Source organism: Novosphingobium sp. BL-S-32 (assembly GCF_056857055.1).
The window spans coordinates 1,435,752-1,448,952 of sequence record NZ_CM166477.1; the positions used below are offsets into that span (position 1 = coordinate 1,435,752).

The following is a 13,201-nucleotide window of genomic DNA, read 5'->3' on the forward strand; positions in this document are numbered from 1 at the left end:
AGAGCCCATGGACCCGATCTATACCGCGCAGGCCACTGTCCTTGGCGGACGTTCCGGTTGCGTTTCAAGCTGCGACGGGCGGCTGCGGGTCGATCTTTCGACCCCGGCCGCCCTTGGCGGCGACGATGGGCGCGGCACCAACCCCGAACAGCTCTTCGCGGCTGCCTATGCCGCCTGCTTCCTCGCCACCTTGCGGATGGAAGCGCAGGAGCGCGCCGTCGCACTGGCGTCGGACAGCAATGTCACCGCGACGGTCCGGCTGCGCGGCGGCGATGCATCGGGGCCGGTGCTGGCCGTGTCCCTTTCGCTCGACCTGCCCGGCCTGCCCCCCGAACTGGCGGAGGAACTGGCGGCGAGTGCCCACGCCCGCTGCCCTTATTCGAAAGCGGTGCGCGGCAATGTCGAGGTGCGCATCGACGTGACCTGATCAGCTCTCGATGCCGTGCGCCCAGGGCTGGCGCGCGAAATGCTCGCGCAGGAATTCGAGCAGGACGCGCACCCGCGCCGGGCGCGCGCGGCCGGGCGGCGTCACCAGAAAGACCGGGCCCGACGGCGGCCGCCAGTCGGGCAACAGTTCCACCAGCGAGCCTTCTTCAAGCTGCTTCCAGACGTAGAACTCGGGCAGGATGGCCAGCCCGATCCCGGCGACGAGCGCGGGTATCATGGCGATCGGGTTGTTCACCCGGTAACAGCCGTCCATTCGCAGCGCGACCGCCTCATGCCCCTCCCGTTCGAACACCCAGTCCTGCCCCCATGAAACATGGGTCGGGATCACCGCCGGATAGCGCGCCAGTTCCGAAGGGTGGGCGGGCATGCCCCTCGCTTCGAGCAGCGCCGGCGCGCCAAGCAGCGGGCGGCGGAACGAGAACAGGCGGCTGGTCCTGAGGCTGGAATCGACGCCCGCCCCGACCTGTATCGCGGCATCGAACCCCTCCCCGACAAGATCGACATGGCTTTCGCGCAGCGTAAGATCGACACGCACTTCCGGATAGGCCCTGAGGAACTCCGGCAGCGCACAGGCCAGCGCGTCGGTGCCGAAGCCCGACATCGAGGCGAGCCGGATCGATCCGCGCGGCACTGCCGCTTCCTCCAGAATATCGGCCTCTATCGCCGCGCCGTCAGCCAGGATGCGCATCGCGCGCTCCAGCGACAGCCGCCCCGTCTCGGTTAGCGAGAGCTTGCGCGTGGTGCGGTGGAGCAGCGTGGTCCGCATCCGCTCCTCAAGCCGGGTCACGGTCTTGGAAACGGTGGTCTTGGCAAGGCCGAGTTCTTCGGCGGCGTGACTGAACGAACCCTTTTCCGCGACTTTCGCGAAGATGGCCCATGCCTCGAAATCCGGCAGATGCGGCATGCGTGCCCCTTCACGCGATTGAACAAGGCAAGGCTAGCACAATGATCCGTCACGCGAAATCGCTCCGGGCCCGCCTTGTCTTCCAAACATAATGGGCAGCGATTACGCATCAGGAAGGCAACAATCAGATGCCCATCAGCCCGCTAATCGGAATGTCGGCGGCAGCGTATCTCAGGATCAACGAAACCGAACAGGGATAGCCCCCATGAACATTCTGCACATCGATTCGAGCATTCTGGGCGACGCTTCCGTTACCCGCCCGCTTGGCCGCCGCCTTGTCGAAAGGCTGCTTGCCAAGAACCCCGGCGCGAATGTGATCTATCGCGATCTCGCCGCCGATCCGATCCCCCACCTGAGCGGCGCCTATCTGGCCGCGAAGAGCGGCGCGGCAACGGATGCCGACTTCACGGCGGAGATCGCGCTTGGCGATGCCGCGATCGCCGAATTCCTTGCTGCCGACGCCATCGTCATTGCCTCCCCGATGTACAACTTCAGCATTTCCAGCCAGCTCAAGGCCTGGATCGACCGCGTGTGCCAGGCCGGCGTGACGTTCGGCTATACGGCGCAGGGCCCGGTGGGACTGGTCGCCAACAAGCCGGTCTACCTCGTCACCGGACGCGGCAGCGCTTTCGTTCCCGGATCGCCGGTTGACGGCATGGACTTCCAGACGCCCTATCTCAAGGCCGTGCTCGGCTTCGTGGGCATCACGGATGTCACCGTGGTCCACGCCGAAGGGCTGGCCCTCTCCCCCGATGCGCGCGGCACTGTCGTCGCCGCTGCCGAGGCCGCTATCGATACTCTCCCTCTCCCCGCGCAGGCGCTCGAACTTGCCTGATCTCCATTCGAAAGGAACCGAACTCATGACTCGCTTCACCAACAAGAAAGCCCTCGTCATCGGCGGCAGCCGCGGTATCGGTGCCGCTGTCGTCAGGAGACTTGCCGAGGAAGGCGCCTCCGTCACCTTCACCTACGCCGGTTCGAAGGACGCGGCCGAAGCCCTTGCCACAGAGACCGGCGCGACCGCCGTGCGCTCCGACGCAGCGGATCGCGACGCGGTGATCGCTACTGTCCGCGATGCCGGGCCGCTCGACGTGCTGGTCGTCAGCGCGGGCGTGCTGGTTATCGGCGATGCGCTCGAACTCGATCCCGACGCGATCGACCGGATGATCGACGTTAACGTGCGCGCGCCCTACTTCGCCTCGGTCGAAGCGGCGCGCACGATGCCCGAGGGCGGCCGGATCGTGGTGATCGGCTCCACCAATGGCGACCGCATGCCCTTCGCGGGCGGAGCGGCCTATGCGCTCACCAAGTCGGCCATGCAGGGCATGGCGCGCGGCCTTGCCCGCGATCTTGGCCCGCGCGGCATCACCGTCAACGTCGTGCAGCCCGGCCCGGTCGATACCGACATGAACCCGGCAAATGGGCCGATGGCAGATGGCATGCACAGCTTCATGGCGATTGCCCGCCATGGCCAGCCCGATGAAGTCGCCAGCCTCGTCGCCTGGTTGGCGAGCGCGGAAGCCGGCTTCGTTACCGCCGGTCTCTACGCCATCGACGGCGGCTTCGCGGCCTGATCCTTATCCCGCGCGTTCAGACCGAACGAAATCGCAGCGTGAAGATCACGCCGTTCGGGACGTTCGCGCGGGATTCCAGTTTCCCGCCCACCTTGCGCATCAATTCGCTGGCGATCGCGAGACCCAATCCGGAACTTCGCGAAAGATCCCGCCGAGCCGCCTCGAAACGCGCGAATATCTGCGGATCGTAAGTGGGAAGCCCGGGCCCCGTGTCGGCCACATGGACTTCCGATCCCGGCCCTACGGCAACCGTGACGCGGGTGCCGGGCAGCGTATGTTTCGCAGCATTTTCCAGCAGCGAATCCAGCACCCGGCCGACCAGATATTCCGAAGCGAAGACCTCCATGCGCGGCAAGCCGACGATCTCGACGACTTGCCCTTTCGCCATCAGCAGCGGCACGATGGCGGCCACGCGGTCTTCCACGACCGAGCGCAGTTCGACCATTTCCTCCGGATCGCAGGCCATGGCGTCCACTTCCGCCACCAGCAGCAGGCGCTCGACAATCGCTTCGACCACATCGATCTGGCGAAGCATCCGCATCTGCACTTCGGACGGCCCGCCCTGCCCCGCCAGCAGGCGCAGAATGGCCAGCGGCGTGCGCAGTTCGTGCGCTGCATCCGCCGCGAATTCCCGCTCGATCCGATAGGCGTCCTCCACCCGGTCCAGCGCCGCGTTGAAGGCGCGCAGCAGCGGAAGCACTTCTTCCGGCATGCCTTCGGTATCCACGCGCTGCTGCAACTGGTGGGGAAAGACCTGCTCGACCTCGCGCGAGGCGCGTTTGACCGGCGCCAGCGACTGCCGCACGATGTAAGTGTCCACCGTCAGCAGCCCGACCAGGAAAATCGCCAGAAGTCCGCCGCCAACCATCACGATCTGGGCGCGCAGATCGTCGAAGATCACGTCGGGGTGATCGAGGTTCTGGACGATCACCAGCCAGCTTCCCGGCTCGCGGACAAGCGGCATGCTGATGCCCGAATAGATCTTCGAGCCGCGCACACGCCTGAAATAGGTGACGTCCGGCCGGGTCGGCACGGCGAGCGAGGGAGAGGACTTCAGGTTGTCCACGGCGATGCGGCGCCCCCGGTCCTCGACCCAGAAGCTGAAGCTGCTGCCCCCGCCGCGCAGGGCCACGGCTGCCTCTTCCGAGATCGTCCAGCCTTTCGAATGGCGCTCCAGCCCCGCCTGCATCTTCTGCGCATATTCGTCGAGGACCTGCCGCTGGAGCCGGTCTCCCGTGCTGTCGATCAGCAGCCACGCACCCAATGCGGCGAACACGGCCGTAATCAGCGTGGCGGCGGCGTGAAGGACGAGAATCCGGCGCAGGACGGAAGGTGTGCGCATCATTTCTCCTGCGCGGACCGCAGCAGGTATCCCAGCCCGCGCACGGTCACGATCTCGGCGCCGACGTCCAGCGACATCAGGCGCTTGCGCAGCCGGTGCACACTCACTTCGGCGGCGTTGGAGGAAAATTCCTCGCCAAGGCCGAAGAACGCCGACTCGATCTGCGATTTACGCACCACTTTGTCCCGGTGGCGCATCAGGAGATCCAGAAGCTGCACTTCGCGCGGGGCGAGTACGATCGTGGTATCGTCCACACGCAGGGTCTGCGAGGCGACATCGTACCGAAGCTGGCCGCAGGCGATCGCGCCGCCCTGATCGCCCGTGGCCCGCCGCAAGAGCGCGGCGACGCGCGCGATCAGTTCCTCGGCGGCAAAGGGCTTGGGCAGATAATCGTCCGCCCCCGCATTGAGCCCGGCCACCCGGTCCGCAATGGCCGATCGCGCCGTCAGCACCAGCACCGGCAGGAAATGGCCCGCCGCACGCAACTGGCGCAGGAGCACGATGCCATCCTCGTCCGGAAGGCCGAGATCGAGCAGCATGGCGGCGTGATGTCCCGTTTCGACGAAGGCGCGCGCCTCATCGGCTGTAGAAACGATGTCGTTGGGAAACCCCGCCTCGGCCAGATGGAGGCCGATAAGCTCTGCCAGTTCGGGATTGTCCTCGACGATCAGCAGCCGCATGCCCCGCTCCCCGCAAGGCTTCAGGCATCTCAGCCGGAGCCGGCATGCCGTTGCCGTGGTTGCTCAGAGCGTATTCCGTTCGTTCCGAACCGGATTGCGCTCTGTTTATCGTTTGTTTGGCGCATTTTCCGAGTCGTCAGGTGATCCCACCTGACTTGAAAATGCTCAAACATCTTTCATGCTGCGGCGATGCGGGAACCGCATACGACCGGCACGCCACACTGCACCAATGTGACACAATACGGCAAGCGCAACATCATCTTATCCGGCGGTGCTTGTAAGGTCGCCGTAAGCCGGGACGAGACATAGTAAACAGGCAAGTCATCATTGGAATATTCCGTTCCGATCTTGCAAGGCGAATGTCCCGGCGCCTGGCGCCATTGGCTGGGGGTAGCATGACCCACGAGCTTATTTCTACGACGTGTGTATCTGCGGGTGACGGCTTCTACGTGTCACCGAACTTGCATGGACGAGGACGAGAATCTCCCGCACCGGAAATGATGGATCAGGTCATCGCCTGGCGCATCGATACTTTCCGCATCGCGGGCGACGAAGTGCCGATCTCGACGATCTGGCCGATCACCATCAACGGCTCCGTCGACACCACCGAGTTCTTCATCCTGCGACCTGACGGCAATATCGAATATCCCGACGGTGCATCGCCTTGCACCGGCAAACCCTCGCTGCATCTGGTTAACAGCGAAATCCATTAGATCGACGCGGTTGTTCACCGAAATCCCCCCAGCGCTCCGCCGTCCGTTTCGCCGCCTGAAAAGCGGCCGCAGTCCCTTTCCGCCGGGCACGACGGCCCCGGCAAACTTTCGAGGTCGAACGCCGCAAGCAAGGAGCATCCACCATGTCCATCACGATGTTCGTCGCGATGAAGAACTCACTCGCGCAGGAAGGAATGTGCCGGATCCTGGCCGATTCCGCCCTTGGAACCGCCGAGCCCCTGCGCAGTCTGGCCGCTCTCGCTCCCGCGCTGGCAGGGCGCCATGAAGAGGCCATTCTGGTCATCGACAGGTCGATTTGCGGCGCCGACGGTGCAGCCACGCTGGGTAACCTCCTGCTGCGCTATCCCCGGCTCCGCATCGTCGTACTGGTCGAATCTTTCGAATTCTCGGAAATGGCAGCGCTCTACATGGCGGGCGCGCATGCCTACTTCCTGATCGACTCGCCCTGCCAGTCGCTGGTTTCGATGATGCAGATGGTGGCGATCGGACAGCGGGTAGCCCCGCCCGAGATCATCGACATGGTCGACAACATGCTGGTCGTCACAAGCCGGAGCGCGCCGCAGAGTTCGAGCGTGGAGGACTACAAGTTCAACACCCGCGAACTCGATGTCCTCGCCAGCCTGCGCAACGGCTTGCAGAACAAGACGATCGCCTACGACCTCAATGTCACCGAAGCCGCAATCAAGGCGACCGTGAAGTCGATCCTGACCAAGCTGGGTGCGCGGAACCGGACTCAGGCTGCCGTCATGGCGCGCGAGATGTCGCTGTGCGAACCCCGCCCTCGCTACGAGATGTCCGGAGAAAGTCTCCCCCGCGCCCGCAGCAGCCACTGACGCAAGGCGCGCCGGTCAGGCCGCCACGAAGGGATTGCGCGCCACGAGTGTCCGCAGACGGTCGCCAAGATCGCCGGGAATAGCGACGCTGTCGCGGTGATAGTTCCGCTGCCCGGCCCCGGCCTGTTCCACCAGATCGTCGTGCATGCCGCCCATAAGCCCGTTGATCGCGCTTAGGAAACGGGACATGCGGTAGACCTGCTCATCGGGCTGGAGCGTGCGCATCACGTCGTAGAACGAGACCTGACGGCTCACGACCTTGCGCATCATGTGAAATTGATGGCCGCTAAGCGAACCGCTTTCCAGCCAGCGCTTCAGCCGGTGGAATTCCTCGCGCCGGAAGGCGAGGAACCCGGCGGAGGTGTCGAGTTCTACGGACTCGACTTCCCGGCGCACCGCCATCCATAGCGGCCGAGACAATAGCAATCGCAGCATCAGGCCATAGCCCAATACCGCCATGCGCCGCCGGTTGCGAAAGGCATCCTGAAGATGCCCCATGACTGCAACGGTCCAGCGGAACAGCCGCGGCGCCTTGTGCCGCTTGCCGTGGAGCACCAGCGCGAAGCGCAGTTGCTTGTAGGCAGCGCGGATATTCTTGTAGCGCACCCGCGCGTCCGGCGGCAGGTCGCCGGAAACGATCAGCGTATGGGCGAGCGCGCGCATCTGCACCGGGTCTGCGTTTTTGCTCCAGAACTGCATGCACAGATCCAGACAGCGACGCATCTCCTCCTCGCTGCAAGCGATCGGGATCGGATCGGGAAGGCTGACGACGGGATCGACCACGTCGTTCACCTCGACCGCCTGAAACAGCGCATCCAGCGTCTCTGCCGGGAAAGTCCGGCCCCCGTTCACGCCCGCGCTCCGCCCGTCATCACGTAGACCAGTTTCTGCCGCTCACGGTAGGCCCAAAGCGTGGGTACCAGCATGAACAGCGCCTTGAGCGAAACGCCCGCGACATAGGCGAGACCCGCGCCGGTCAACCCGTAGAAATGGATCAGAACGAACAGCAGCAGCGCATAACCAGCCGCCGCCGTGCCTTCCGCCACCAGTGCCGAGCGCTGGCGCCCCGCCATGTAGAGCAGCGATTCCAGCGGGAAGCTTGCCATCGTGACGATCAGCGACGCGGTCATGAGCTGGAGCAGGTCGTATGCCTCGACATAGCGCTTGCCGAACACCAGGCCGATGACCGGCTCGCCGCCAATGATGACCACCAGCAGGATCAGCGCGCCGATCGCACCGGACATTACGGCACTGCGAATGGCCAGTTGCCACGGATGGCGACTGGTCGGATCGAGCCGCATGATTTCCGGATAGAAGCTGCGGGACATAAGGTCAGCCGGCTTGCTGGCGGAATCGAAGAATGTGGCGGCAATCTTGAACAGGCCCGCGCTCGTCGGGCCCAGCATGGCGCCGACGATGAGGTTGCTGACCGGCCCCCAGGCCGCCCAGATCGAATGGGCGATATTGGTCGTCCACACGAAGTCCCACGCAGCCGACAGCCGCCGCCCCGGCCCAAGCAGGCCCGGACGCAGCGCGCCCCGGATTTCCCGGCGGCGCAGTTCCTGCACCGACATTGCCCAGAGGCACAAATCGCCCGCAAGGTCCGCGATGTACCAGGTGAGCACGAAGCCCACGAAACCGAAGTTCCCGAAATAGGAAATGGCGCCCCCAAGGGCGCGCAAGGCCGGCGTGACGAGCTGCTGGAGGGCGATCTGGTCGAACCGGTCCAGCACGCGCAGGATGCCCGACGGGGTGGCCGCCGTCATCGTCGGGATCAGCGTGCAATAGAGCATCGCCAGCCGCACATCTTCTGCCGGGATGTCGAACCAGTTGGCCAGGAACGGCAACAGGATCAGGCCCCCGGCCAGCCCCACCAGTCCGCTGGCGAGGTCGAGCCCGAAGGCGAAGCCGGTCACGTCGCGCAGTTCGTCAAGGTCGCCCCGGCCCAGTGCGGGGGTGCCGTAGCGGACGATGAATTGCCAGGTCTGGAACTTGACCAGCGCGCCCACGCCGTTGGCGTAGGAATGGATGATGACGAGCGTACCGAACAAGGCCGGGGACATGCCGCGCCCGGCGCAGGCCAGTGCGATCAAGCCCAGCAGCGCGGCGATCAGCTTGGTCGAGCCGAGATAGGACGCATTGCGCAGGATCGTGCGGAACACGCCGTCCGAAAACCAGTGTTTCACGGCCTTCATCACGCGGCCTTTCGTGCCGGGGCAGCGCCCATGGCGGCAAGCCGCTCGGCAATCGCAGCCTTCGCCTCTGCGAGGACCTGCTCAAGCGGGGCTTCGGCATCGATCTCCACGACCGGCGCGCCTTCGAAGGTCAGGCGCGGCACGTCGGCGATCTTGCGCGCGAGCGACGACAAACGGTGGTCGGGCTTGCGCGCCACTGCCACGTCGAGCGAGACATTGAGCCGCAGCACGAGATCGGGACGGGTCGCCACCATGGCCTCATACTGCCGCCGTTCGGACCGTGCGAGCATGCCGACAAGGCCCTTGGCTCCGGCATGTGCGAGGCCCAGCCCGTCCATCGGACCGGGCACACCCACTTGCGGGAAACGGTCTGCGATGATCGCGTAGCCATCGCGGCGTGCGCGCATCATGCGGCGGAAACGGCGCACTCGCCGCATCGAAAACAGATAGATCACCAGCGCGGCGCCCAGCCCCGGACCCTTGTCGGTCTGTGCCTTCTGCGCCTTGGCGTGGATCGATTTGTCGAGCTTGCCGCCCAGCAGCGGCAGGCGGCCGATGGCGCGGCCGATATTGCCGGACTGCTTGCCCAGATGGCAAATCCGCGCAGGTCGCTGCTCGTCCAGCCAGGCACGAAGCGCCTCGGTCACGGTCGATTTGCCGGAACCGTCGCAACCGACGACAGCAATGAGGGGCGGAAGGGAAGCAGAATTCATCGTCGGGCCCGAATTAGGAAAGCGTGGTGGTATGCGTCATGTTTGCAGGCCGTGCCGCCGCAGCACGCCGCGAACGGTGTCGAGCACCTCACGGTAGGGCCGCGTGGCATCGACATCGACGATCTGCGCGCCGCCAAAGCGCAAAGTCGGCATCACGGCAAGCTTCTTTTCCAGCATCGCACGCTCATGATCGGCCTTGCGGCCCATCGCGGTGTCAACATCGACGTTGAGCCGGATCACCACGGTGGGGCGATAGGCTGCCATGCCGTCGTATAATGCACGCTCCCGCGAGGCGAGCCGTTCGACCAGCGCCGAGCCCTTGCGCATCCACGACAGGCCCGGTCCGTCGAAGCTGCCGGGGATTTCGGCCTGCGGGTAGCGATCGGTCACCACTTGCACGCCCTGCCGCCGGTAATCGAGAACCTTGCGAAAACGCCGCTTCCGGGCAAGCGAGAAGGCAAACATCGCCAGCGCCGTGACCAGCCCCGGCAGGCGCTTGTCGGACGCTTTGCGCTCCGCCGCCCGTGCGTCTCCCTCATGCGCGCGCTTGGCCTTGCTGGTCAGGAACCGCTCGACGATCCGGCCGATCAGCGGCACCTGGCCGATCTTGCGACCAAGGTCCCCGGTGCCGAGGCCGAGATACATCGAACGCGTGGGAGCCTGCTGCTCCAGCAGTGCCACCAGATCGCGGGCAAGCGTGGATTTGCCCGAACCGTCGCAGCCGACCAGCGCGATGCAGGGCGCCAGGGCAGAATCATCCGCAGTGACGAGCGACAGAGCCGGTCTCTGCGCGAAAGAGGAATCCAACGGAGTGCAGGACGCGATCTCGCGTGGAGACTTTTGTATCGTCATGATTTCGTTGGCCGCTCCTGCCGCTCTTCCGAAGCGGGGGGCTGCGGGAAAAGCTCGTGGGTTCAGGTCGAGCCCTGCTTCCTAGCCTGCGAAGCTGACGCGAAGCTGATGGCGACAAAAGTTTTCGGGCCAGTTTGACGGTCGCCCGAAAGCTGGCGTAGTCCCGGTTCGTCCGCCTCCGATGGGGCGCCTGAACCATCCGGCGATCCGTCTGGCTATCCCGCAAACCGACGTGGAGTCCCCTTTTGCCCCGCCTGCTGATCGCGGAAGACGATGTCGATCTTGGCCCGGCGATGAAGCGGGCGCTCGAACTCGACGGCTATGTCGTCGATCTTTTCGCGCGCGGCGACGACGTGCTCGTCGCTGTCGGGGTGGGCAGTTACGACGTCATCCTGCTCGACATCGGATTGCCGCACATGACCGGCCTCGAAGTGCTGCGCGCCTTGCGCGCGCGGCGCGACGAGACGCCGGTCATCGTCATTACCGCCTTCGATCGCACGCCGCACCGCGTTGCCGGACTCGATGCGGGAGCGGACGATTATGTGGTCAAGCCCGTCGATCTTGAGGAACTGGCCGCCCGCATCCGCTCGCAATTGCGCCGCCGTGAGCGCCGGCATGACGATAGCCTCAGCGTTGGCCGGGTCACGCTGGACTTCGCCGGACATGTCGCCAGCATGGACGGCGAGGAAGTGTTGCTGACCGCCAAGGAATTCCGCGTTCTCGCGCTACTGATGCGGCGCAGCCGGCGTTTCGTTTCCAAGACCGATCTGGAGGGCGAACTCTACGATCAGGACCAGTGGGTGGAATCGAACACTATCGAGGTCGCCATCTCCTCGCTGCGGCGCAAGTTCGGGCGCGACTTCATCCGCACGGCGCGCGGGCTGGGCTACATGGTCGGCGGGTTGGAGGCGTGAAGCGCTCCTCGCTCTCCACCCGGCTCTACCGCCGCGTGCTGATGCTGCTGGCGATCACCGGTCTGGCCATGGGCGCGATCCTCTATTCGGTCGCCAGCGTGGAGATCGGGCGCTCTTCCGACGCCCAGCTCGTGAATGCCTCGCGCCTGCTGTACATGATGATGCAGGACGAACTGACCGCCGGCGTGATGGTGGCGCGGAGCAACGATCTTGCCGGAAAGGCCGATCCGCTGCTGTCGGCCGAGGAAAAGAAGGCGTTCCGCGCCTCCTATGACTGGTGCATGTTCGCGGTGTTCTGGAAAGGCCAGCCGGTCGCGCAGTCGAGCTGGGGCGCGCCGGTCGAACTGGTCCCGCGCCAGCCGGGCCTGCACGATTTTACCGCGCTGGGTGAACGCTGGCGCAGCTATGGCCTTCCGGGCCGCGATCCCCGGCTGCTGGTGGTGGTGGCCGAACGCGACGCCATGCGCGAGTTCTCGATCGGGCCCGTCGTGCGCAGGCTCGTGCTGCCTCTGTTCCTGTTGCTTACCGCTGCCATGGTCATTCTCTGGTGGACGCTGCGCAAGAGCCTGTCCGAAGTCGAGCGGCTCGCCGCGACGCTCAACGCGCGCACGCTGGCGGATCTGATGCCGCTGGTGCCCGAGGACTGGTCGCGCGATCTCGGGCCGCTGATCGTGGCGCTGAACAAGCTCTTCGCGCGGCTGGAGCAGGCCTACGAGCTGGAGCAGGCCTTCACCGACGATGTTGCGCACGAATTGCGCACGCCGCTGGCGGCGATCCGGGCGCAGGCGCAATTGCTGCGCAAGACCGCACCCCAGCCGATCGTGGAGGACGTGAACCGCCTGCTGGCCGTGGTGAAGCGCGCCAACGACCTTGTCGACGGCATGCTGACCCTTGCCCGCCTCAATGCGACGGCGGTATCCGTGCGTTCGGTGGATATCCACGCGCTGGTGGCGGATGTCGTGGCTGAGGCCCTTATCAACCTGCCACCCGACGAGATCGAATTTACCGTCCTGCCCGAGCATGTGGTGCGCTGGACATGCGATCCCGCATCGCTCCAGATCGCGCTGGCGGCGGTGATCCACAATGCCGTCCGCCATGCGCGGGAGGGCGGACAGGTCGACATCGCCATCATCCGCACATCCGATCACCTCGTCGTGACCATCGGCGACCGGGGGCGCGGCGTCCCTGCTGAAGACCGCGACCGCCTGCTGCGCCGCTTCGAGCGCGGCGCAGCGCCGTCTTCCGGCAGTGGTCTCGGGCTTTCCATAGCGGTCAAGGCAATGACGCTGGCGCGGGGGTCTATTGAGCTGGTGGATCGTCAGGACGGCCCCGGCCTGCTGGTGGTGCTGACCTTGCCCGCCGCCAGCTAAGTTCTGCCGACCCTCGGGGCGAGCCCCCATCCCTCCTAGGGGCGGCCCTGATGGCATGATCCCTGAGACTCGGCGACTATCCGCCTATGTCCACAGGAGGAATCACCATGAGCAGACGGATGGCCACTCTGGCATTGGCCGCGCTTCTGACCGCGTGTGCCTCGACGCCCACCGTGAACTTCGACTCCGATCCCAACGCCAATTTCGCCTCGTTCCGGACTTATAGCTGGGCCTACCGGAAAGTGCCGAACGGCATGAACCCATTGCTGACGGAGCGGATCCGCGCCTCTATCGACACCGAACTGGCGAACCGAGGCTTTACCCAGGCGGACCCCGGCGATTTCGCCGTGGGCTTCACCATCGGCTCGCGAGACCGCGTGGAAGTGACAGACTTCGGTTCTTACGGGCCCTACTTCCGTCCCTGGGGCGGCTGGAGCGGTTGGGGCGGATCGCGCGTCGATGTGCGGAACGTGACCGACGGTACGCTCGTGATCGACATCTACGACACGCGCACCAAGGCGCCCGTCTGGCATGGCACGGCGACCCAGCAGGTTACGCAGAGTTCGGTGACGCAGGAAAAGATCGATACGGCGGTGCGCGCCGTGTTGGCCAAATTCCCGCCCCCACCTGCGAAGTAGAACGG

Annotated in this window: 15 protein-coding genes; 8 read left to right on the forward strand and 7 right to left on the reverse strand. The window is 65.3% G+C overall.

What is annotated here, in order from left to right; genetic code table 11:
* The first annotated feature begins 7 nt into the window (after positions 1-7).
* A complete protein-coding gene (locus AC1VVK_RS22865) occupies positions 8-427 on the forward strand; it encodes an Ohr family peroxiredoxin (protein ID WP_482905470.1) in 420 nt (139 codons plus the stop codon).
* On the opposite strand, the gene AC1VVK_RS22870 is transcribed toward AC1VVK_RS22865, so the two are convergent.
* Entirely contained in the window at positions 428-1,351 is a 924-nt protein-coding gene (locus AC1VVK_RS22870) for a LysR family transcriptional regulator (RefSeq protein ID WP_482905471.1), read from the reverse strand.
* A 205-nt stretch (positions 1,352-1,556) separates the two neighbouring features.
* Here AC1VVK_RS22870 and AC1VVK_RS22875 point away from each other — a divergent pair, with 205 nt between their 5' ends.
* Together AC1VVK_RS22875 and bdcA are read left to right on the forward strand one after the other, a co-directional pair.
* A complete protein-coding gene (locus AC1VVK_RS22875; protein WP_482905472.1) occupies positions 1,557-2,186 on the forward strand; it encodes an FMN-dependent NADH-azoreductase in 630 nt (209 codons plus the stop codon).
* Between the two features lie 25 nt (positions 2,187-2,211).
* The gene (gene bdcA, locus AC1VVK_RS22880; protein WP_482905473.1) at positions 2,212-2,925 is read left to right on the forward strand and encodes an SDR family oxidoreductase; all 714 of its coding nucleotides are present in this window, start codon (positions 2,212-2,214) and stop codon (positions 2,923-2,925) included.
* 16 nt (positions 2,926-2,941) lie between these two features.
* Here bdcA and AC1VVK_RS22885 read toward each other — a convergent pair whose 3' ends face one another.
* Together AC1VVK_RS22885 and AC1VVK_RS22890 are read right to left on the reverse strand one after the other, a co-directional pair.
* Complete coding sequence (locus tag AC1VVK_RS22885) at positions 2,942-4,267, reverse strand: sensor histidine kinase (protein ID WP_165912140.1); 1,326 nt, start codon at positions 4,265-4,267, stop codon at positions 2,942-2,944.
* Positions 4,267-4,947: a response regulator gene (locus tag AC1VVK_RS22890; RefSeq protein WP_132386249.1), complete on the reverse strand. Its 681-nt coding sequence runs from the start codon at positions 4,945-4,947 to the stop codon at positions 4,267-4,269. The genes AC1VVK_RS22885 and AC1VVK_RS22890 overlap by 1 nt, the downstream gene beginning before the upstream one ends.
* A 497-nt stretch (positions 4,948-5,444) precedes the next feature.
* Here AC1VVK_RS22890 and AC1VVK_RS22895 point away from each other — a divergent pair, with 497 nt between their 5' ends.
* Positions 5,445-5,660, forward strand: coding sequence for a hypothetical protein (locus AC1VVK_RS22895; protein ID WP_482905474.1), 216 nt, complete (start codon positions 5,445-5,447; stop codon positions 5,658-5,660).
* A 143-nt stretch (positions 5,661-5,803) separates the two neighbouring features.
* Positions 5,804-6,514, forward strand: coding sequence for a LuxR C-terminal-related transcriptional regulator (locus tag AC1VVK_RS22900; RefSeq protein WP_482905475.1), 711 nt, complete (start codon positions 5,804-5,806; stop codon positions 6,512-6,514).
* 15 nt (positions 6,515-6,529) lie between these two features.
* Here the strand turns inward: AC1VVK_RS22900 and AC1VVK_RS22905 are convergent, their stop codons facing one another.
* Genes AC1VVK_RS22905 through AC1VVK_RS22920 form a run of 4 tightly spaced genes read right to left on the reverse strand, consistent with a single transcriptional unit; the run spans position 6,530 to position 10,274 of the window.
* Positions 6,530-7,366, reverse strand: coding sequence for a hypothetical protein (locus AC1VVK_RS22905; RefSeq protein ID WP_482905476.1), 837 nt, complete (start codon positions 7,364-7,366; stop codon positions 6,530-6,532).
* Complete coding sequence (locus tag AC1VVK_RS22910) at positions 7,363-8,709, reverse strand: lipopolysaccharide biosynthesis protein (protein WP_207904663.1); 1,347 nt, start codon at positions 8,707-8,709, stop codon at positions 7,363-7,365. The genes AC1VVK_RS22905 and AC1VVK_RS22910 overlap by 4 nt, the downstream gene beginning before the upstream one ends.
* Positions 8,709-9,422, reverse strand: a complete 714-nt coding sequence (locus AC1VVK_RS22915) for a nucleoside/nucleotide kinase family protein (RefSeq protein WP_482905477.1) — start codon at positions 9,420-9,422, stop codon at positions 8,709-8,711. The genes AC1VVK_RS22910 and AC1VVK_RS22915 overlap by 1 nt, the downstream gene beginning before the upstream one ends.
* A 36-nt stretch (positions 9,423-9,458) precedes the next feature.
* Positions 9,459-10,274 carry a nucleoside/nucleotide kinase family protein gene (locus AC1VVK_RS22920; RefSeq protein WP_482905478.1) on the reverse strand — a complete coding sequence of 272 codons (816 nt, stop codon included), beginning with the start codon at positions 10,272-10,274 and terminating at the stop codon, positions 9,459-9,461.
* 245 nt (positions 10,275-10,519) lie between these two features.
* Between AC1VVK_RS22920 and AC1VVK_RS22925 the strand changes: the two genes are divergently transcribed.
* The 3 genes from AC1VVK_RS22925 to AC1VVK_RS22935 all read left to right on the forward strand — a co-directional run bounded on the left by AC1VVK_RS22925 (position 10,520) and on the right by AC1VVK_RS22935 (position 13,196).
* Positions 10,520-11,188: a response regulator transcription factor gene (locus tag AC1VVK_RS22925; protein ID WP_482905479.1), complete on the forward strand. Its 669-nt coding sequence runs from the start codon at positions 10,520-10,522 to the stop codon at positions 11,186-11,188.
* A complete protein-coding gene (locus AC1VVK_RS22930; protein WP_482905480.1) occupies positions 11,185-12,558 on the forward strand; it encodes a sensor histidine kinase in 1,374 nt (457 codons plus the stop codon). Before AC1VVK_RS22925 ends, AC1VVK_RS22930 begins: the two co-directional genes overlap by 4 nt.
* Positions 12,559-12,665: 107 nt before the next feature.
* Positions 12,666-13,196, forward strand: coding sequence for a DUF4136 domain-containing protein (locus tag AC1VVK_RS22935; RefSeq protein WP_482905481.1), 531 nt, complete (start codon positions 12,666-12,668; stop codon positions 13,194-13,196).
* Positions 13,197-13,201: the final 5 nt, after the last annotated feature.

Excerpts from the sequence above, each read along its gene's own strand:
- AC1VVK_RS22875 (WP_482905472.1), top strand. The coding sequence starts at position 1,557 with ATGAACATTCTGCACATCGATTCGAGCATTCTGGGCGACGCTTCCGTT.
- AC1VVK_RS22910 (WP_207904663.1), bottom strand. The coding sequence starts at position 8,709 with ATGAAGGCCGTGAAACACTGGTTTTCGGACGGCGTGTTCCGCACGATC.
- bdcA (WP_482905473.1), top strand. The coding sequence starts at position 2,212 with ATGACTCGCTTCACCAACAAGAAAGCCCTCGTCATCGGCGGCAGCCGC.
- AC1VVK_RS22920 (WP_482905478.1), bottom strand. The coding sequence starts at position 10,274 with ATGACGATACAAAAGTCTCCACGCGAGATCGCGTCCTGCACTCCGTTG.
- AC1VVK_RS22870 (WP_482905471.1), bottom strand. The coding sequence starts at position 1,351 with ATGCCGCATCTGCCGGATTTCGAGGCATGGGCCATCTTCGCGAAAGTC.
- AC1VVK_RS22895 (WP_482905474.1), top strand. The coding sequence starts at position 5,445 with ATGATGGATCAGGTCATCGCCTGGCGCATCGATACTTTCCGCATCGCG.
- AC1VVK_RS22885 (WP_165912140.1), bottom strand. The coding sequence starts at position 4,267 with ATGCGCACACCTTCCGTCCTGCGCCGGATTCTCGTCCTTCACGCCGCC.
- AC1VVK_RS22890 (WP_132386249.1), bottom strand. The coding sequence starts at position 4,947 with ATGCGGCTGCTGATCGTCGAGGACAATCCCGAACTGGCAGAGCTTATC.
- AC1VVK_RS22915 (WP_482905477.1), bottom strand. The coding sequence starts at position 9,422 with ATGAATTCTGCTTCCCTTCCGCCCCTCATTGCTGTCGTCGGTTGCGAC.
- AC1VVK_RS22900 (WP_482905475.1), top strand. The coding sequence starts at position 5,804 with ATGTCCATCACGATGTTCGTCGCGATGAAGAACTCACTCGCGCAGGAA.
- AC1VVK_RS22865 (WP_482905470.1), top strand. The coding sequence starts at position 8 with ATGGACCCGATCTATACCGCGCAGGCCACTGTCCTTGGCGGACGTTCC.
- AC1VVK_RS22935 (WP_482905481.1), top strand. The coding sequence starts at position 12,666 with ATGAGCAGACGGATGGCCACTCTGGCATTGGCCGCGCTTCTGACCGCG.